This is a genomic window from Edaphosphingomonas fennica (assembly GCF_003034225.1).
GTDB lineage: Bacteria > Pseudomonadota > Alphaproteobacteria > Sphingomonadales > Sphingomonadaceae > Sphingomonas_E > Sphingomonas_E fennica.
Window position 1 is genome coordinate 1 of sequence record NZ_PHHF01000016.1, and the last position, 18629, is coordinate 18629.

At 65.7% G+C, this 18629-nt stretch carries 18 protein-coding genes; 11 read left to right on the plus strand and 7 right to left on the minus strand.

Annotated elements, in window-relative coordinates; translation table 11 throughout:
- The 5 genes from CV103_RS02875 to CV103_RS02895 form a co-directional block, all read left to right on the plus strand.
- The coding region (locus tag CV103_RS02875; RefSeq protein WP_146163371.1) for an isochorismatase family protein at window positions 1–418 on the plus strand (418 nt) is incomplete at its 5' end.
- Window positions 415–1320 (plus strand): polysaccharide deacetylase family protein, encoded by a 906-nt coding sequence (locus CV103_RS02880; RefSeq protein ID WP_015456832.1) that lies wholly within the window; start codon window positions 415–417, stop codon window positions 1318–1320. The genes CV103_RS02875 and CV103_RS02880, both read left to right, overlap by 4 nt.
- Window positions 1310–2224: a polysaccharide deacetylase family protein gene (locus tag CV103_RS02885; RefSeq protein WP_107393945.1), complete on the plus strand. Its 915-nt coding sequence runs from the start codon at window positions 1310–1312 to the stop codon at window positions 2222–2224. Before CV103_RS02880 ends, CV103_RS02885 begins: the two co-directional genes overlap by 11 nt.
- Entirely contained in the window at window positions 2221–3654 is a 1434-nt protein-coding gene (locus CV103_RS02890; protein WP_015456834.1) for an aldehyde dehydrogenase family protein, read from the plus strand. The genes CV103_RS02885 and CV103_RS02890 overlap by 4 nt, the downstream gene beginning before the upstream one ends.
- Window positions 3647–4210: a VOC family protein gene (locus CV103_RS02895; protein ID WP_070933843.1), complete on the plus strand. Its 564-nt coding sequence runs from the start codon at window positions 3647–3649 to the stop codon at window positions 4208–4210. Before CV103_RS02890 ends, CV103_RS02895 begins: the two co-directional genes overlap by 8 nt.
- 31 nt (window positions 4211–4241) lie before the next feature.
- On the opposite strand, the gene CV103_RS02900 is transcribed toward CV103_RS02895, so the two are convergent.
- The 7 genes from CV103_RS02900 to CV103_RS02930 are packed head-to-tail and all read right to left on the minus strand — an operon-like array spanning window position 4242 to window position 12946.
- Complete coding sequence (locus CV103_RS02900) at window positions 4242–4973, minus strand: hypothetical protein (protein WP_015456836.1); 732 nt, start codon at window positions 4971–4973, stop codon at window positions 4242–4244.
- Complete coding sequence (locus CV103_RS02905; RefSeq protein WP_041864740.1) at window positions 4973–5335, minus strand: hypothetical protein; 363 nt, start codon at window positions 5333–5335, stop codon at window positions 4973–4975. The genes CV103_RS02900 and CV103_RS02905 overlap by 1 nt, the downstream gene beginning before the upstream one ends.
- A complete protein-coding gene (locus CV103_RS02910) occupies window positions 5332–6531 on the minus strand; it encodes a class I SAM-dependent methyltransferase (RefSeq protein WP_107393920.1) in 1200 nt (399 codons plus the stop codon). Before CV103_RS02910 ends, CV103_RS02905 begins: the two co-directional genes overlap by 4 nt.
- Window positions 6528–7604, minus strand: coding sequence for a nitrilase-related carbon-nitrogen hydrolase (locus CV103_RS02915; RefSeq protein WP_107393921.1), 1077 nt, complete (start codon window positions 7602–7604; stop codon window positions 6528–6530). The genes CV103_RS02910 and CV103_RS02915 overlap by 4 nt, the downstream gene beginning before the upstream one ends.
- Before the next feature lie 4 nt (window positions 7605–7608).
- On the minus strand, window positions 7609–9168 hold the full coding sequence (locus CV103_RS02920) for an FAD-binding oxidoreductase (RefSeq protein ID WP_107393922.1): 1560 nt from the start codon (window positions 9166–9168) through the stop codon (window positions 7609–7611).
- A 1-nt stretch (window position 9169) separates the two neighbouring features.
- Window positions 9170–10414: an MFS transporter gene (locus CV103_RS02925; RefSeq protein WP_211314338.1), complete on the minus strand. Its 1245-nt coding sequence runs from the start codon at window positions 10412–10414 to the stop codon at window positions 9170–9172.
- A 33-nt stretch (window positions 10415–10447) separates the two neighbouring features.
- Window positions 10448–12946: a TonB-dependent receptor gene (locus CV103_RS02930; RefSeq protein ID WP_015456842.1), complete on the minus strand. Its 2499-nt coding sequence runs from the start codon at window positions 12944–12946 to the stop codon at window positions 10448–10450.
- 124 nt (window positions 12947–13070) lie between these two features.
- On the opposite strand from CV103_RS02930, the gene CV103_RS02935 reads away from it, so the two are divergent.
- The 6 genes from CV103_RS02935 (at window position 13071) to CV103_RS02960 (ending at window position 18628) form a co-directional block, all read left to right on the plus strand.
- A complete protein-coding gene (locus CV103_RS02935) occupies window positions 13071–13751 on the plus strand; it encodes a hypothetical protein (protein WP_107393924.1) in 681 nt (226 codons plus the stop codon).
- 81 nt (window positions 13752–13832) lie between these two features.
- On the plus strand, window positions 13833–14663 hold the full coding sequence (locus CV103_RS02940) for an HpcH/HpaI aldolase/citrate lyase family protein (RefSeq protein ID WP_107393925.1): 831 nt from the start codon (window positions 13833–13835) through the stop codon (window positions 14661–14663).
- Window positions 14656–15165, plus strand: a complete 510-nt coding sequence (locus tag CV103_RS02945; protein ID WP_015456845.1) for a MaoC family dehydratase — start codon at window positions 14656–14658, stop codon at window positions 15163–15165. Before CV103_RS02940 ends, CV103_RS02945 begins: the two co-directional genes overlap by 8 nt.
- An 11-nt stretch (window positions 15166–15176) precedes the next feature.
- Complete coding sequence (locus CV103_RS02950; protein WP_070933849.1) at window positions 15177–16346, plus strand: acyl-CoA dehydrogenase family protein; 1170 nt, start codon at window positions 15177–15179, stop codon at window positions 16344–16346.
- Window positions 16343–17536 carry a CaiB/BaiF CoA transferase family protein gene (locus CV103_RS02955; RefSeq protein ID WP_107393926.1) on the plus strand — a complete coding sequence of 398 codons (1194 nt, stop codon included), beginning with the start codon at window positions 16343–16345 and terminating at the stop codon, window positions 17534–17536. Before CV103_RS02950 ends, CV103_RS02955 begins: the two co-directional genes overlap by 4 nt.
- Window positions 17537–17539: 3 nt before the next feature.
- Entirely contained in the window at window positions 17540–18628 is a 1089-nt protein-coding gene (locus tag CV103_RS02960) for a CaiB/BaiF CoA transferase family protein (protein WP_107393927.1), read from the plus strand.
- Window position 18629 lies beyond the last annotated feature (1 nt).

The following is an 18629-nucleotide window of genomic DNA, read 5'->3' on the forward strand; positions in this document are numbered from 1 at the left end:
CCAGAATTCACCAACCGGCGCGGCCACCTATCGGCCATCAAAATTGACGCCGACCGGACTCCGTAATCGTCGCGCTACAAGCGAACGCCACGCCTTCGACCCGCGCTGCGAGATCGATCCCGACGACCTGCAATATACCAAGCGGATGCCCTCGGCCTTCTTCGAGACGCCGCTGAATTCCTATCTGCGCTGGCATCGCGTGGATACGGTGGTGGTGACGGGCGGCAGCACATCGGGCTGCGTGCGGGCGACGGCGGTGGATTCGCTGGCCTATGGCTTCCGCACGATCGTGCCGATCGAGACCTGCGCGGACAAGCATGAGAGCTACCATTTCGCCAACCTGACCGATCTCCAGCTCAAATATGCGGATGTCGAGCCCGTGCAGGTGGTGATCGACTGGCTGGAGGCGCGGCGATGAGCGAGGCGCAGAAGGCCGATCCCGGCCTCTATGATTTCGTCCCCTATCGCGGACGGCCGAGGATCGCGTGGCCGGGCGGCAAGGCGGTGGCCGTGTGGGTGGCGCCGAACCTGGAATATTATGAGATCGATCCGCCGGCCAATCCGCTGCGCAAGAGCTGGACGAAGCCGCATCCCGATGTGGTGGGATATGCCCATCGTGACCATTCCAACCGCGTATCCCATTGGCGGATGGCGGAGGCGATGTCGAAATACGGCTTCCCGGGATCGGTTTCGCTGTCGGTGGCGCTATGCCAGCATCATCCCGAAGTGGTGGCGGACGCCAATGAACGCGGCTGGGAATTCTTCAGCCACGGCATCTACAACACCCGATACGCCTATGGGATGGACGAGGCGCAGGAGCGCGCGATCATCGAGGATTCGATCCGCACCGTGCGGGAGGCGACGGGGCAGACGATCCGCGGCTGGCTGGCGCCGGCCCTGACGCACACGCCGCGCACGCTGGACCTGATCGCTGAATATGGGCTGGATTACACCTGCGACCTTTATCACGACGATCAGCCGCAGCCGGTGAAGGTGAAGCAGGGGCGGCTGATCTCCATCCCCTACAGCCTGGAGGTCAACGACCATTACGGCTTCTTCGTCTATAATATGAGCCCGCGCGAATATGCCGACACGCTGATCCGCCAATATGAGCGGCTGGCGGAGGAGGGCGCGGAATCGGGCACGGTGATGTGCATTCCGCTGCACGCCTATCTGATCGGCCAGCCCCACCGGATCGGCCCCTTTGCCGATGTGCTGCGCCATATCGCCGAGGACGGCCGCGCCTGGATCGCGCGGGCCGGCGAGATCGCCGACCATTATTACGAACATCATCATGCGGAGGCCGCCCGTGGCGCTTGATCCCGCCTATCTCGAATATCCCAGGCGGCGCGAGGGATATGATCATGACCTTTACGCCTGGTCCTCGATCTTCGATCGCGGGGTCTTGCGCTGGCCGGGCGACAAGGGTGTTGCGGTATGGCTGTGCGTGAGCCTGGAATGGTTTCCGATGATCCCTTCGGACATGCCGTTCCGCGCGCCCGGCCATATGCAGACGGCCTATCCGGACTATCGCCATTATACGGCGCGCGAATATGGCACGCGGGTGGGCTTCTACCGCCTGCTCGATGCCTTTGCGAAAGCCGGCGTGCGGGCGTCGATCGCCACCAACGGGGCGATCGCCGAGCGTTATCCGGAGATCATCGCCGATATCGTCGCCGGGGGCCATGAGATCATCGCCCATTCGACCGACATGAACGGCACGATCGCAAGCGGGCTTCCGGAAGAGGACGAGCGGGCGCTGATCGAACGATCGCTGGCATCGCTCGAGGCGGCGGCGGGCCGGCGGCCCACCGGCTGGCTTTCGATCGCGCGATCGGAAAGCTGGAACACGCCCCGGCTGCTGAAGGAAGCGGGCCTCGCCTATACGTGCGATTGGGTGAATGACGAGCTGCCGTGGCGCTTCGCCAACGGCCTCATCAACCTGCCGCTCAACCACGAGCTTTCCGATCGGCAGATCATCACCGTGCAGCAGCAGTCGGCCGACAGCTATGCCCGGCAGATGGAAGACGCCTTCGACTGGCTGGCGGCGGAGGCGGGATCGGCCAATGCCCGCGTCCTTCCGCTGCATATCACCCCCTATATCATGGCGCTGCCCTATCGCATCGCCGCGTTCGAGGGGCTGCTGGCGAGGCTCGCCGCGCGGCCCGAGGCGTGGTTTGCGACCGGCGCCGAAATCATTTCCTCCTGGGAGAGCCAGCAATGAGCCTTGCCGTCGTCAACCCGCGCACCGGCGAGGCGGATTACAGCATCGAGCCCCTGGACGAGGCGGCGATCGCGACGGTCGCGTCGCGGCTGCGGGCGGGGCAGGGGGCGTGGGCGGCACGAACCGCCGGGGAGCGCGGGGCCGTCCTGCACCGCCTGGCCGAGGCGATCGGCCGGCATCGCACGGCTCTGGCCGCCGCGCTGATCGCCGATACCGGCCGCGCGGCCATATCGAAGATCGAGGTGGAGGCGATGATCCGCGCGCTGCAGCGCTGGGCGGACAGTGCGCCCGGAATCATCGCGCGGGCCGAGATCAGCGACCGGCAGACGGCCATCCCGACGATCACCGCCTCGACCAGGCTGGTGCCCTATCAATTGATCGGCATCATCAGCCCGTGGAACTTCCCGCTGACCCTGGCCCTTATCGACGCCATCCCGGCGCTGGCGGCGGGTTGCGCGGTGATCGTGAAGCCATCGGAAGTGACGCCGCGCTTCATGCGTCCGCTGGCGGCGGCAATCGCCGAGGTGCCGGAGCTGGCGGACGTGGTGGCGCTGATCGAAGGCGATGGCGCAACCGGGGCGGCGCTGATCGGCCAGGTCGATTTCATCGCCTTCACCGGATCGGTCGCCACGGGCCGCAAGGTAGGCGAAGCGGCCGCGAGGGCCTTCATCCCGGCCAGCCTGGAACTGGGCGGCAAGGATCCGATGCTGGTGCTGGCCAGCGCCGATCCCGTGAAGGCGGCGGAAACGGCGCTGCGCGCATCGGTGCTGAACACGGGCCAGGCTTGCCAGTCGATCGAGCGTGTCTATGTGGCGCGGGAGATTGCCGGGCCTTTCCTGGAGGCGCTGGTAAATGGGGCGAAGGCGGTGCGCCTCAATCATCCCGACGTGAATGCGGGCGATATCGGCCCCTTCATCTTCGCCCGGCAGGCGGAGATCGTGCAGGCACAGATCGACGATGCCGTGGCCAGGGGCGCGAAGCTGCTGGCGGGGGGACAGGTGGAAACGCTGGACGGCGGCAAATATCTGCGCCCGACCGTGCTGGTGGACGTGACGCCCGACATGCCGATCATGGCCGAGGAGACGTTCGGCCCCGTCATTCCCGTTACCCTGTTCGACAGCGTGGACGAGGCGGTGACGCATGCCAATAGCGGCATATTCGGCCTGTCGGCGGCGGTGATCGCCGGCACCGTGGAGGAGGCCGAGGCGGTGGCCGTGCGCCTCCGGGCAGGCGGCGTTTCCATCAATGACGGTTCGCTGACCGGGCTGGTGTGGGAAGCGGAGAAATCGAGCTTCGGCGCGAGCGGCATCGGCCCTTCGCGCATGGGCGATAGCGGCCTGCTGCGCTTCTTCCGCAAGCAGGCGCTGATCCGCCAATCGGGCGCGGCGCTGCCGCTGGCCGCTTATTCGGAAGAGGCGCTCAGTGGTTAAGGCCCTGGCGCTTGCCTTGGCGCTGGCGGCGCAACCCGCCGCTCCCGTCACCCAGTCCCCCGGCGTCGAAAAGCCCGCCCAGCCGGTGCCCACCGATATCCGCCGCGTCACGCTGATCGTCCGCGATATCGATGCCTCGCTCCGCCTCTATCGCGATGTCGTGGGGCTCAAGGTCAATTACGACACCGTGGTCGAAACATCGGGCGTGGCGCTCCCCGCGGGCGAGCCGGGCGCCAGGGCGCGGCTCGTGCTGCTCAACGGCAATGATGCATGGGTGGGCTGGATCGGGCTGATGCAGTGGATCGATCCGCCGCTCGCCGATCCGGGGCCTTATCCCCGCCGCATGGGGATAGGCGGCCACGTCATCGTCATGAACACCGACGATGTCGAGAGGCGTTGCGCGGCGGCGGCGAAGCTGCCCGGGATCGCCATGACGGCCCCGCCCCGCCTGCAGGTCTATCCCGGCCGCAACGGCGCGCCGCCGATCCGGGTGAAGGGCTGCAACTTCTTCGATCCGGACGGCACGCTGATCGAGATGAATCAGCTGCTGAAATAGATTCTCCGGCCCCGGTCCCCGGCCGGGACCGTCAGCGCTGTAATTCGACCAGTTCGTACCAGGTCTGCATATAGCCGCCGACGCCGCCCTGGACGAAGATCGAATCCTCGTCGGCCGTGACCCACATGTCATAATGGGGATGCTGGGTGCCGCCCATGCCGGGGCCTTCATCGTCGACGAAGCGGAAGTGGCGGCAGGCGAAGGTGCCGGCCGGCACGGTTACGGTTTCGTCGCCGACATATTCCAGCCCGATATTGACCTCAGCGATCATCGGCGGCGTGGCGCCGCGATGATCGGGGGAAGGGAGGAACACGCGGATGTTGCGCCGGTGGGGCCCGCGCGAAACATCCATGCAGCGGGTGGTGTAGCCATCGCCGGCGATCGGGTGCGTGCCGAAGCCGTCGATCGTGCCAGCATAGGGCATCACCTGTGAAAGCCGGCCGATCGAGGGGCCGAAGCTTTCGCATTCGATAGTGCCGCCCTGTTCGCCGGGGACATGATGCATCCAGCCCGAGCCCATGAACCTGTCCCCCACGGTGAGGTGGATGTGGAGGTCCTGCGGCCGGCCTTCCGCATCGAGGGCGTAGATGATGTCGCGCAGCACCGTGGGCGCCGGTTCCTCGATTTCGCAACGGGCGCGGAAGATGGTGCTGCCGTCGCCATGGCGGGTGAAGCTGAACCATTCGCGGCCGCGCTCCCGATCCAGCATCTCGGGCTTCTTCGATGTGTAGCGGATGTGGCCGCTGATCGTGCGGTGCTGCATCAATTGTCCTTCAGATCGGCGCTGATATCGGCGACGGGGCGTTCCTGCACCTGCATCGCTTCCATCTCCTGCTGCACGCCGCGCATGATCCGCGCGATATATTCCTTGGTCATCACCGCGCGTTCGTAGGCCGCGTCGCGATCCGGATTATAGCCTTCGATGTCGGCGCGGCTGATCGTGCCCTTGGCGTCGAGCAGCCGTTCCACCGTATCCAGCCGTTCCTTCAGCACGGAAACCTCGCCGGCGACGGCAAGCAGGATGGAAAGCATGCGTTCGGAGGTGGGATCGCCCAGGAAATCCGGGCGCTTGCCCTTGGCGCGGGTGCCCGCGCGGGCGATCCAGTCGATGCTGTCGTCACTCATGCTTTCGGTTTCCAGGCTCCATAGGCGTTCCACACTGCCGCGCGGCCATGATCCTCCTGCTCGCCCGAGGGCGCCTGGGGGAATATGTCGCGATCCACCACGGCGCGGACGCCGGTGACGAACTGGCAGTCGAGCGGCAGGCCGGCATCCGCCATGATCTGCTTCAGGTCCATGGCGTGCATCGCCGACCAGAAGGGCTCGTTATTGTTGAAGGCGTCCCAGTCGCGGATGAACTGCTCGTAGAGCGGCATGTCATCGGTATATTGCGGCTGTTCGAGGTGGAACATCAGCCCGCCCGGCGCCAGCACGCGCACGCCTTCGCGGATGATCGCGGGCAGCGCCTTGCCGGACAGCTCGTGCAGATACATGGTCGTCTGCACCCAATCGAAATGGCCATCGGCGAAGCGGCCCATATGCTCCGCATCCATCTGGATGAAGCGCAGGTTGGTCGCCCCCAGCGCCTGCGCGCGGGCATGGCCATATCGGAGCACCGGCGCGGCGGTATCGATCGCGATCACCTCCGCCTCGGGAAAGGCCAGCGCCAGCGGCACGATATTGTGCCCGACGGTGCAGCCCAGATCGAGGATGCGCTTCGGCGCCCAGCCGGGCCGTTCCTTGCGTATCCATTCCACCAGCGCCTGCCCGCCGCCGTCGGAAAGGGCGCCCAGGCCGCCGCCGGTGGTGGCGAAGAGGCCGCTATCGTAATTGGCGCCGGCCGACATGTCCCCCGGCCGTTCCTCGCCATGGTAGCAGCCCGGCATGCAGTGGATGTCGACCGCATCCTGATAGCGCGGCACCTTCACCGCCGGATCGAGTTCCAGCGTATTGCGGCCTTCGTTGAACTGCCGGACCTTGCCGGCCAGCTCGTCGATCTGGCGCAGCGTGATGGAGCGGCCGTTCTGCTGGCGCATTTCCATGGAGTTGCGCTTGCAGGCAGACCAGAAGCGGTGCCACGGATCGCGGTTCATCGCGTGGCGGATTTCGAACCGATCCCTGGGATCGCGGCCATGCTCGGCCCGGAAGGCGGGCAGGACGCGCGTGTCATAGGCCAGCTTGTTGCCGGCGCCGATCGTTCCGGACAGATATTTGTTGAGGCCGGTGAGGAAGTTGTAGCGGGCGGCCTCGTCATGGCGCGGTGCCGGGAACACGGCGTGGCGCGCGACGGCCGTATAAGGCGGGGGCACATCCTGCTTCATATCAGACCCTCCTTGGATAGGCGTTCGATCACCTGTTCCTGAACGCGCAGGAAATGATCGCGGTCCGGCTGACGGACGGTGCCGTCCGGTTCGATTAGGCTGTTCGCCGGCTGGTGCGTGGCCGCCGCATAGACGGGCGCGAACAGATCCAGCCGCTGCCGGGCCAGGAAATTCGTCATGCCCGGCTTGCGGCGCTGCGCGCGCAGGGCGGCGATATCGATATCGGCAAAGGCGGTGAAGGTTTCGCCGCTGTTCGATTCCGACAGCGGATTGCCCTTATAGTCGATGACGGTGGAATTGCCGTCGGCCGAGGCGAGCGGCATCGTCGTGCCTTCGATGCCGGCGGTGTTGGCGGACACGACATAGGCGATGTTTTCGAAGGCGCGGGCGCGCTTGGCGATCTGCTTGGGCGTTGCCAGCGGCGATCCGATCTCGGACGAGGAATGGACGAAGATTTCGGCGCCGCGCAATGCGTGGGCACGCGCGATCTCCGGATAGAGGATCTCTTCCGAGGCGATCGCGGCGATGTTGCCGATTTCGGTGCGCGCCACCGGGAACACGCCATCGATCCCGTAGATGTCGAGATATTTTGACCAGACGTCGTGCGGCGTCGGCGCGAACATCGAGTTCAGCCGGCGATAGCGCAGCACCACCCTGCCATCGGGCGCGATGACGAAGCTCGTCTGGAAATAGATCCCCGGAAAGTTCGGATCGCGTTCATAGGCGTTGCCGGCGAGATGGAGATTCTGCGCCGACGCGATTTCCCCCAGCGCGGCATATTCCGGCCCGTCCATGTCGAGCGCCGCCTTCTCGGCGAAATCGGGAATGGATATCCGCCCCGGATAGCTCGTCAGGAAATATTCGGGCAGCACCGCCAGCCGCACCGGCGTGCCGCCATATTGCTGGATGAAGATGGCGGAGGAACGGAGCTTGGCGCCGATTTCCGCGATCATCGCCAGCATCTGGGCGCTGGCTGCCGCGCGATCGGGCTGCTTTTCCACGGATCGCGCCGCGATCTGGAGCGCGAGCGCGGCATAGGGCTTGGGGGCCGGGGGCGTGGGAGCGGCGGTCATCGGCCTAGAGCCCGAGGCTGCCGGGGTTCATCAACCCCCGGGGATCGACGAGTGCCTTCAGCGCCTTCAGCATGTCCCACGCGCGCGGATCGCTGGCGGCGGCGAGGGGATAGGTGCGGGCGACCTGCAGGTGCGTCGCCTCCAGATCGCGGAAAATGGCGACGATTTCCGCCCGGAGGCGGCCGACGAGGGCGCGCGATTGCACGTTCGCCGGAAAGCGGCTGAGCTTGGCGAGATGATCCGCCTCGAGCGAGCGGCAGTGGATATCCTCCAGCGCATCGGGCCAGAAGAAGACCGGCTCGATCAGGCAGGTCGACCGGCTGACCGCGGCCAGCATGGCGCCGGCGGCGACGCCGTTGGCCTCCATTTCGGCCCTGTTCGCATCGAACAGCTCCTGGATGCGGTTCCAGCCTTCCACCAGCCGGCTGTGCGGCAGGAAGCCGTGCACCGGCACCCAGCGCTCGCCATCGGGGCCGACCATGGAATTGACCGGCGGGAAGGGGTTGGCGCGCAGGATCTTGGGGATGGTGTTTTCGATCGCCTTGCCGCCGTGGCGGGCGGCGATCGCCTCGATCGCCTTCATGTCTGCCTCGACGGCGGACTGATGGCGCCCCTCGCAGATCAGGTGGAGCGAGAAGGGCACGTCGTCGAGGAAGGAGCGGCCGGCGGCCACGACCTTGGCGCCTTCCTTCAGCGCCTTCCACGCCGATCCTTGCGCCTTCATCATGTTCACCAGCGACTTGGCGTCCTTCGTCAGGCTTTCGCGCTTCATCCGCTGTGCCTGGAGATAGGGATCGAAGCCGAAGCTTTCGGATGCCAGGCCCTCGCGCGCCACCGCGCTCATCGCGCCGAAGAAAGCGGCGGCATCCGGGAAGGAGAAGGAGCCGTAGGCGAAGGCCGTGCCTTCGCGCACCAGCTTCAGCGTGACGGTGGCCTTGACCCCGAACGCCCCGCAATCGGCCGCGAAGATGCCGGTGACATCGGGGCCGAACGGCCGGAAGAAGCTGCTGCCGGTGCTGACCATCGTGCCATCGGCCAGGACCACCTCGAAGCTGAGCGCAGCATCGACGACCGTGCCGCCGCCGGCGCCCCAGAACACGCCATTCTGGCTCATGCCGCCGCCGACCGTGGCGTTGATGCCGGAAAGCGTGCCCCAGGCGAGCGCGCGCAGGCCGTGCGGCTTCAACGTGCGATGCAGCTTGTCCCAGGTGCAGCCGGCCTCGACCGTGACGGTCATGTCCTCCGTATTGATATCCAGCACCCGGTTCATCGATCCGGTATCGATCAGCAGCGCGCCGGCCGCGGGGGCGAGGTAGCCGCCCGTATAGCTCATGCCGCCGCCGCGGGGCACGATCATCACCCCGGCGGCCGTGGCGGCGGCGATGCCGCGCGCCAGCATGGCCTTGTCGGCCGGGCGGAACACGGCGAGCACCGTCGGCCCGTTGCTGTAGACGTCCTGCGAATAATAGCGCAGCTCGGCCTCGTCGGTGACGAGCGCCGCCGCGCCCACCGCCGCCGAAATCGTGGAAAGCGCGGTCTGGTCGATCGGGGCCAGCGTAGCCATGTCAGTCATTTCCTGATGTCCGGGGATCGGGGTAGCGGCCGAGCAGCGGCAGCAGCGCGCCGCCGGCGGCAAACATCACCATCGCGGCGATCAGCATGGGATCGTAGCCGCCCGTCCGATCGCGAACCATGCCGTAGATGATGGGGGAGATGGCCGAGCCGATCGCGAAGGGCATGTAGAGCACGCCATAGATGCGGCCATAATGCGCCATGCCGAAATATTTGGCGGCAAGATAGGCGATGACATCGGATTCGGTGCCGGCCGCGAAACCCAGCAGGAAGCCGCCGACGATCACATGGGACATGCCGGCATCGGTGCCCATCAGCAGCCAGCAGGCGATGGCCGGCAGCAGCAGGGCCGGAAAGGCCACGCCCGGCGCCCAGAAGCGATCGAACAGGAAGCCGACGAGAAGCCGGCCGACCAGGATGCCGACCGCGACCACGCCCAGCACGCTGGCGGCGATCTCCGCCGAGAAGCCGTGGAGCCCGACGATCTGCGCGATGTGGATATGGGCGCCGCCATAAGCGAAGGCGGTCAGGAGGATCGAGGTAAACAGGATCCAGAAGCGGTGGCCGCGCACGGCATCGCGCAGGCTGATGCCGAAGATGGCGCCGGTGGTATCGGCAATGCCCGCCGGCCTTTCGTCGGCGCGCGGCTCGCGAAACCAGAGCAGCGCGATGGGGATGGCGATCAATAGCGGCAGCAGCGCCACCACGGGAAAGGCCATGCGCCAGCCGCCGCGGGATATCGCCGCCTGGGCGATCTGGGGCACCACCATGGCCGCCAGGCTGGTGCCGAGCAGCATGATGCCCAGCGCCAGCCCGCGATGCCGGTTGAACCAGAGGCTGATCGCCCGGCTCCACGTAACGGGGGTCGATCCGATGCCGATGGCGCCCAGCACCGCCCAGAACAGCAGATATCCCGTCTTGGATGCCGGCAGGAAGTAGAAGGAGGCGAAAACCACCGCGAAGGCCAGGAGCGACCACAGCACCACCGGCCGCACCCCGAAGCGATCGGAAAGGCCGCCATAAAAGGGCGCGAGCAGCGCGGCGATGATGCCGAATACGGTCACCCCCGCGCTGGTCGCCGCGAAATCCCAATGGAACTCCGCGCTGATCGGCCCCATGACGAGCGGCAACACGTTGAACGGAAGCGGCGATGCGCCACACGCCACCCCGATCAACGCCGCCGCAAGCGGTTTCGCGCCTAGCCTGAATTCCGAGCGCGCGCCTGTGGCTCTCGTCATGCGTTCGTCGTCCTTATTGCCGGCGATGCCGGATCAGAAGTTGTAGCGGGCCCGCGCCATCCACGTCATCGGCTGGTCGATGTAGCGGGTGTTGACGAGCGAGGTGTTCGCCGCCGTCTCATTGAAGCAGTTGGTGCACGAGACGGAAAGCTGCCACTTCTTGTCCACGCCGTTCAGCGCGAGGCTGGCATTGATGAACCAGGCCGAAGGGGCGTGCGAACCCGTCAGGATATCCCCTTCGTAGGGATTGGCCGGGTAGGTGCCGTTGGTGCCGGTGATCTCGCCGCTGTAGATGGTGTAGTTGGCGGCGTTCGTCTCCTGCTTCGTGCGGAAGCTGGCGTTGATCGAAGGAACCAGCGTCAGCCCGCTATTGCCCAGACCCAGTTCGTAATTGCCGCCGAAGGCCAGCGTCAGTTCCGGCGTGCGGGTGGGCTTGGCGATCTTGCCGTCGGGCGTGACGATGCCCGCGCCGCAGGCCGCCGTGGTGCCGGTGCCGCCGGGAATATTGCCCGCCGCCAGCAGGGCCAGACAGGCCTGCTGCTGCGCATTGACTGACTGGATGCCATATTCGTCGAGATCCGGCGCGTTGCGATCGATCTTGTATTTGGCGTCCTGATAGCCGGCGTTCACGTAGAGGTTGAGCTTCTCCACCGGCACGAAAACGAATTCGGCCTCAATGCCCTTGTTCCGCATGTCGGCGAAATTGCGGGTGATGAAGGTGGCCGATCCGTTGGCCGCGACGAGCGCGGACGGCGTCTGCAGATCGGTGACGTCGGTGTAGAAGAAGGTCAGGTTGGCGCGGACGCGGCGATCGAACCAGTCGGATTTGATGCCGGCTTCGTAGCTCCAGACCTTTTCGGGGCCGAAGGGGAGGAAGGCGTTGGTCGCGGTGGCGCGCGCATTCCAGCCGCCCGACTTGAAGCCGCGCGTGGCCGACGCGAACAGCAGCACGTCGTCCGTCGCCTTGTAGTTCACCGCAAAGCGCGGCGTCCACAGCTTGGCCTTCAGCTTGTCCGGCACCAGCAGGCCCGAAGGTGCGATCAGGTTGGGCGTATCCATGCAGGTCGCCTCGACGGTGCCGTCGTTGCAGCTCGCCCGGTTGTCGTGCAGGCTGAAGGTCTTGGTCTCGTCGGTATAGCGGATGCCGGCCGTCAGCTTGAGCTGGTCGGTGACGTTGAAATCCGCCTGCATGTAGCCCGCGAGTGCTTCCGTCTTGTTGCGCAGCAGGCGATCGGCCAGCACCAGCGTGGTCGTCGGTGCCAGGGTGAAGGTGTCGGCGAAATCGGTGCGGTTGTTTTCCACGAGGTAGAAGGCGCCGCCGACGAAGTCGATCAGCCCATCCGCAAGGCTGCCGTTGAGCTTCACTTCCTGGCTGAACTGTTCGTGCTGGCCGTCCGTGAGGATGGCGAAGCCGCCGCGGGTATAGCCCATCACCGGCGGCACCGGATTGGACAGCGACGGGCCGGAGCGGCCGTCATAGAAATCCAGCGCATATTGCTGATCCTGGCTGACATAGCCGGTGATCAGGTTCAGCGTGAGATCCTTGCCGACGTCGAATTCGAGGTTGGACGTGATCAGATCGGTCGTCGTGTAATTCCCCATCAGGAAATTCTTCTTGCGCCCGCTGATCGGCAGCGAGGCGAAGGGCGACGACGTGGAGCTTTTGCCCGTGGGAATGCCCGTCGTGGCGAACCGGCCCTTGCAGTCGGTGGGATCGGCCGGGTTGCAATCGAAGTTCAGGATATTCTCGCCATTGGCGACGATATGGGCATAGGAGCTCGTCCAGCGGGCCGAAGGGCTGAGCTCGCCGCGCACGCCCAGGCGCACGCCCCAGCCGTCATCGTCGTTGAGGCGCTGGCCGGTGGTGACGTTCTTCACATAGCCATCGTCATTCTGCCAATAGCCGCTGATCTTGATCGCGAAGCTGTCCGCCAGCGGCACGTCCACCGAGGCGCGCGCCACGCGCTTGTTGTAGCGGCCATAGCCGACCTCGGCGAAGCCGCCGAATTCCTTGCCCGGTTCCTTCAGGATGACGCTGACGGCGCCGCCCGTGGTGTTACGGCCGAACAGCGTGCCCTGCGGTCCGCGCAGCACTTCCACGCGCTCCACATCGAACAGGTTGATATTATTCGCATTCTGGCGGCTGAGATAGATGTCGTCGACATAGGTGCCGACCGGCGGATCGAAGGTGGGGATGGTTTCGGTATTGCCGAGGCCGCGCAGGTAGAAGGCGTTGGCGGACCCGATGCCGGTATTGTTCATCGACACCAGGTTGGGGACGAAACGGCCCAGTTCCAGCGTATTCGAAACGCCCTGGTTGCGAAGCTGATCGCCCGAGAAGGCCGAAATCGCGATCGGCACATTCTGAACGCTTTCCTGACGGCGCTGGGCGGTGACGACGATGTCGTCGATCCCGCCCATCGATGCGTCCGTCGCGGCCTGCGCATCAGCCGCGGCGGTCTGTGCGTGAAGCGGAGCAATTGCAAATCCAGCGGTAAGCGCCGTCGTTGCGGCGAGCAGAAAGCGATTCATTTTCAATCTCCCTGATGACCCGGTGTCGCGTATCCACCTGCGGCTTCTTTTTATGATTTGTCCGGACAAATTTTCATGTACGATCGGGTGTGTCAACCCATCGCGGGGCAAACGGGAGAATTTTATGAGCGTCGCCGATCTGGCCTATCCGAGCCTGGTCTATTTCCACCTTCTGCTCTTCGTTCTGTGGCTTGGCGGCGACGTGGGCGTGTTCCTGGCGGGGCAGCATTTCCGCAAGCGCTTCATCTACACGCTCGATCAGCGGATCGCGCTGCTCAAGCTCCTCGTGCTGATCGATATGACGCCGCGCACGGCCTGGGCGCTGATGGTGCCGGTCTCGCTCTCCGTGGTTTCCCTGGGCGGCTATTGGGCGGTGCCGGCGTGGCTGTTGGCGGGCGCCTGGGCGGCGGGGCTGGTCTGGCTCTGGCTGGTGTGGGACGCGCATTTCCACGACATGACGCCGCGTGCCGCGCGCAACCGGCGAATCGAATTCTGGCTGAAGAACGCGATCACCCTCGGCTATCTCTGGCTGGGGGTTCAGTCGCTGGCGCAGGGCGCGCCCCTCGCCGAGACCTGGCTGGCGATGAAGGCATTGCTTTTCGGCCTGATTTTCGCCGCCGCCATCATGATCGACGTCGCCTTCAAGCCGGTGGGGCCGCAGCTCGGCCGCCTGCTGAAGGAAGGTTCCAGCGACGAGACCGAGGTGCCGCTCCGCCGGACGATGGATCGCACCCGCATCTGGGTTTTCGTCGTTTATGCCCTGCTGATCGCCACATCCTATCTCGGCGCCGTGAAGCCATTTTGAGGCCAGGGGGAGCGCCGGGCTTTTTGCGCTTGACTTATAAGTTGTCCGGACAAATTCTTAGGGCCTGACAGGGAGACACCGTTGACCGCCATCGGCATCATATCCACCATGCTGTTCGTTCCGGGCAGCAAGCCGGATCGTTTCGGCAAGGCGCTGGCGTCGGACGCCGATGTCGTGTGCATCGATCTCGAGGATGCCGTTCCCGAATCCGGGAAGGGCGAGGCGCGCGCCGCCGCGATCGTCGCGATCGCGGAAGGGGCCGATCGCCTCGTCCTGCGCATCAACGGAATGACGACGCGGGCCGGGCTGGAGGATCTGCTGGCGCTGGCGGATGCCCCGCGCCTGCCGTCCCTGCTGTTCGTGCCCAAGGTGGAAAATGCCGCCGAGATCGCGATCATCCGGTCCGTGCTCGGCGCCCGCGTGCCGGGCATCGTGCCGCTGATCGAAACCGTGAGGGGCCTCGATGCGATAGGTTCGATCGCCGGCGCGCCCGGCGTTGCCGCGATGATGTTCGGCGGTGGCGATTTCGCGGCGGAACTTGGCGTGGATCTGGCCTGGGGGCCGCTGCAGGCGGCGCGCGGGGCCTTCATCCTGGGCTGCGCCGGGGCGGGCGTTCCCGCGATCGACGTGCCGTTCATCCGCCTCGACGACCAGCAGGGGCTTGTCGAGGAGACGCGCGCCGCCAAGGCGATGGGCTTCACCGGCAAGGCGGCGATCCATCCCGCGCAGGTCGATCCGATCAACGCGGTGCTGCGCCCGACGGCCGAGGAAGTGGCCGAGGCCAGGCAGGCGCAAGAGGCTTTTCAGGCGGCCGGTGGCGCCGCCGTTCGTTTCAATGGCCGCATGCTCGAAGCACCGATCATGCGGCGATACCAAAGGATTTTGGACATGCGGAGCAAGAATGATGCGTGAGGGTGTAGTGGAAGTCAGCCCCGGTCGTTTCCGGGAAACCTTCGGCCGTTATTTCGAGGACTTCGTCGTCGGCCATATCTACGAACACCGGCCCGGACGCACCATCACCGATACGGACAATGTGTGGTTCACGCTGCTGACGATGAACACGCATCCGGCGCATTTCGATTATGAGTTCGCCAAGAAGACCGAGTTCGAAAAGCCGCTTGTCTGCTCGCCCTTCACCGTCGCCCTGATGGTGGGCATGAGCGTGTCCGACATCAGCCAGAAGGCCGTCGCCAATCTGGGCTGGGACAATATCAAGATGACCAAGCCGCTATTCCCCGGCGACACGCTCTATGCCGAGAGCGAGGTGATCGAGAAGCGCGAATCCAGCTCGCGTCCCGAACAGGGTGTCGTCACCGTCAAGACGACCGGCAAAAACCAGCACGGCGATATCGTCTGCACCTTCAACCGCACCATGCTGATCTGGAAGCGCGGTTGCGGTCCGATGGACGATTGAGGGGCGCTGGCATGTCCGAACACGCCCAAAGGCATATCGATCCGGCCGAGGAAGCCGCCTTCCTCGACGCGATCGATCGCTGGATCGAACGCGAGGTCCGCCCCGTCGTGATGCATCACGACCATGGCGACATATGGCCGGCAGCATTGGTCGAGCAGATGAAGGAGATGGGGCTCTTCGGCGCCACCATCTCCCAGGAATATGGCGGTCTCGGCCTGCCGGCGACCACCTATGCCAAGATCATCACCCGGATATCATCCTACTGGATGGCGATCACCGGCATCGTCAATTCGCACCTCATCATGTCGGCGGCGGTGGAGCGGTTCGGCACCGAGGCGCAGAAGCGCAAATGGTTGCCGCTGTTCGCCAGTGGCGAGGTGCGCGGCGGCCTTGCCCTGACGGAGCCGGATGCCGGCACCGATCTGCAGGGCATCCGCACCACAGCGGTGCGCGACGGCGACGATTATGTCATCAACGGCACCAAGACCTGGATCACCAACGGCATCCAGGGAAGCTGCTTCGCGCTGCTGGTGAAGACCGACCCCAAGGCAGAGCCCCGCTATAAGGGGATCAGCCTGTTCATCGCCCCCAAGGGCGAAGGCTTCAAGGTCGGCAAGAAGTTCGACAAGCTGGGCTACAAGGCGATCGACAGCGCGGAGCTGGTTTTCGAGGATTATCGCATCCCGGCCGAAAACCTGATCGGCGGCGTGGAAGGCGAGGGCTTCTTCCAGGCGACGGGCGGGCTGGAGCTGGGCCGCATCAACGTCGCCGCGCGTGGCGTGGGCCTGGCCGAGGGCGCGCTGCGGCTGGCCACCGAATATGCGCAGGTCCGCAAGACGATGGGCAAGCCCATCGCCCAGCACCAGGCGATCCAGCTCAAGCTGGGCGAGATGGTGACGCGTGCCGAGGCGGCCCGCCTGCTCGTGGCCAATGCCGCCCAGGCCTATGACCGGGGCGAGCGCTGCGACATGGAGGCCGGCATGGCGAAATTCTTCGCCTCCGAAGCGGCCGTCCGCAATTCCGAGGAAGGCATGCGCATCTTCGGCGGCTACAGCTATTCCAAGGAATATGAGATCGAGCGCTTCTATCGCGATGCGCTGCTGATGTGCATCGGCGAGGGCACCAACGAGATGCAGCGCATGATCATCGCCAAGCAGTGGATCAAGAGGAACCCGGTGTGACGTCCCATCTTCCACTGGCCGGATACCGCATCCTTTCAGCCGAGCAATATGGGGCGGGACCCTATGGCACGATGTTCCTGGCACAGCTCGGCGCGGAGGTCATCAAGATCGAGCAGCCGGGCTCGGGCGACAGCGCGCGTGCCGTGGGGCCTCATTTCCTGCGCGATAATGAAAGCCTGTTCTTCCAGAGCTTCAACCTCAACAAGCGATCGCTGACGCTGGACCTCAACACGGCGGAGGGGAAGGAAATCCTTCACCGGCTGGCGGCGCAGTCGCACGCGGTGGTCAACAATCTGCGCGGCGACCTGCCGGAGAAGATCGGCCTTACCTACGATCATCTGAAGGCAGCCAATCCGGCGATCGTGTGCGCGCATCTTTCGGCCTATGGGCGCGATAACGAACGCACGCGCTGGCCGGGCTATGATTATCTTATGCAGGCGGAAGCCGGCTTCATGGCGATGACCGGCGAGCCCGATGCGCTGCCCACGCGCTTCGGCCTGTCGATCGTCGATTTCATGACGGGCACGATGATGGCGATCGGCCTGCTGGCGGCGCTGCTCGATGCGGGCCGCAGCGGGCAGGGCAGGGACGTGGACGTCGACCTGCTGTCCACCGCCGTCCACCAGACCAGCTATCCGGCGATGTGGTATCTGAACGCGGGCGACGTGACCGGCCGCACGTCGCGGTCCGCGCATCCTTCCGTGACGCCGAGCCAGATGTTCCGGACGGCGGACGGCTGGGTGTTCGTGATGGCCCAGATCCCGAAATTCTGGACGGTGCTGCTCGACCGGCTGGGCCTGCCCGAGCTGGCGGAGGACCCGCGTTTCCTGAAGCCCGCCGATCGGCTGGAAAACAGGGATGCTCTCGTCGCCATCCTGGATACGGTGTTCGAACGGCAACCGACCGCCCACTGGGTCGATCTGCTGGGCGGGCATATGCCGGTGGCGCCGGTCTTCTCGCTCGATCAGGCGCTGGACAATCCGTATCTCCGCACGACGGGCATGGTCGATACCGTGGCCCATCCCGACCGGGCCGACATGCGCGTGCTCGCCAATCCGATCCGGATCGATGGCCAGCGCCTGCCGAACCGCGCGGGGCCGCTGCTGGGCAGCGATACCGAGGATGTGCTGGCGGAGGCCGGCTATGCCGCCGCCGAAGTCGCGGCCTTCCGGGCGAAAGGCGTGATCTGAGGCATGGGCAAGCTATCGGGCATAAAGGTCGTCGATCTGTCCCAGTTCCTGCCGGGGCCGATGCTATCGGTGATGATGGCGGATCACGGGGCCGAGGTCGTCAAGGTGGAGCCGGCCGCCGGCGATCCCGCCCGCGATCAGGCCCCGTTCGAGGCGGGCCAGTCGATCTGGTTCCGCAACCTCAACCGGGGCAAGAAAAGCGTTGTGCTCGATCTCAAGTCCGATGCCGGGCGCGAGGCGCTGTGGGCGTTGATCGCCGACGCGGACGTGTTCATCGAGGGCTTCCGCCCCGGCGTGACCGCCCGGCTGGGTTTCGGCTATGATGCGGTTTCCGCCCGAAACCCGCGCATCGTCTATTGCTCGATCTCCGCCTTCGGGCAGCAGGGCGCGCTGGCCCATCATCCCGCGCACGACATGGCGGTGCAGGCGATGGCGGGCTTCCTTTCCGTCAATGACGGCCCGGATGGCATGCCGGTGGTGCCGGGGGCGCCGTCCGCCGACATGGCCGCCGGGTTGACCGCGCTGTCGGCGGTGCTGATGGGGCTGATCGGCCGGGATCGGACCGGGCAGGGCGATTATGTCGATATCGCCATGTTCGACGCGATGATCCCCTGGTGCGCGCACATCGCCGGCGCGGCGATCGGCGGGGGCGATCCGCCGCGATCGGACAGCCAGCGGTCGCTGGGCGGAGCGGCCTTCTACAATGTCTATGAAACGGCGGACGGCCGGCATGTCGTGCTGGGCGGGCGAGAGCTGAAGTTCGTCGCCAACCTGCTGAACGCGCTTGGGCGGCCCGATCTGGTGGCGCTGGGCGCCGAGGCGCCGGGCGAGGCGCAGGCGCCGCTGATCGCCTTCCTGCGCGAAACCTTCCGCACGCGCAGCCGCGACCAGTGGGTCGCCTGGTTCGCGGACAAGGATGTCGCTTTTTCGCCCGTGCTCGATTTCCGCGAGGCCCTGGCCGAACCGCATGTCGTGGAACGCGGGCTCGTGGTCGAGATGGGCGGCGCGCACCATATCGCGCCGCCGATCCGCTTTGCCGGCGATGCCCCCTGGGCGCCCCGCCCCGCACCGGAGCTGGGCGCCGATGGCTGAT

Excerpts from the sequence above, each read along its gene's own strand:
- CV103_RS02880 (WP_015456832.1), top strand. The coding sequence starts at position 415 with ATGAGCGAGGCGCAGAAGGCCGATCCCGGCCTCTATGATTTCGTCCCC.
- CV103_RS02890 (WP_015456834.1), top strand. The coding sequence starts at position 2,221 with ATGAGCCTTGCCGTCGTCAACCCGCGCACCGGCGAGGCGGATTACAGC.
- CV103_RS02900 (WP_015456836.1), bottom strand. The coding sequence starts at position 4,973 with ATGCAGCACCGCACGATCAGCGGCCACATCCGCTACACATCGAAGAAG.
- CV103_RS02905 (WP_041864740.1), bottom strand. The coding sequence starts at position 5,335 with ATGAGTGACGACAGCATCGACTGGATCGCCCGCGCGGGCACCCGCGCC.
- CV103_RS02910 (WP_107393920.1), bottom strand. The coding sequence starts at position 6,531 with ATGAAGCAGGATGTGCCCCCGCCTTATACGGCCGTCGCGCGCCACGCC.
- CV103_RS02915 (WP_107393921.1), bottom strand. The coding sequence starts at position 7,604 with ATGACCGCCGCTCCCACGCCCCCGGCCCCCAAGCCCTATGCCGCGCTC.
- CV103_RS02920 (WP_107393922.1), bottom strand. The coding sequence starts at position 9,168 with ATGGCTACGCTGGCCCCGATCGACCAGACCGCGCTTTCCACGATTTCG.
- CV103_RS02925 (WP_211314338.1), bottom strand. The coding sequence starts at position 10,414 with ATGACGAGAGCCACAGGCGCGCGCTCGGAATTCAGGCTAGGCGCGAAA.
- CV103_RS02930 (WP_015456842.1), bottom strand. The coding sequence starts at position 12,946 with ATGAATCGCTTTCTGCTCGCCGCAACGACGGCGCTTACCGCTGGATTT.
- CV103_RS02935 (WP_107393924.1), top strand. The coding sequence starts at position 13,071 with ATGAGCGTCGCCGATCTGGCCTATCCGAGCCTGGTCTATTTCCACCTT.
- CV103_RS02945 (WP_015456845.1), top strand. The coding sequence starts at position 14,656 with ATGCGTGAGGGTGTAGTGGAAGTCAGCCCCGGTCGTTTCCGGGAAACC.
- CV103_RS02950 (WP_070933849.1), top strand. The coding sequence starts at position 15,177 with ATGTCCGAACACGCCCAAAGGCATATCGATCCGGCCGAGGAAGCCGCC.
- CV103_RS02960 (WP_107393927.1), top strand. The coding sequence starts at position 17,540 with ATGGGCAAGCTATCGGGCATAAAGGTCGTCGATCTGTCCCAGTTCCTG.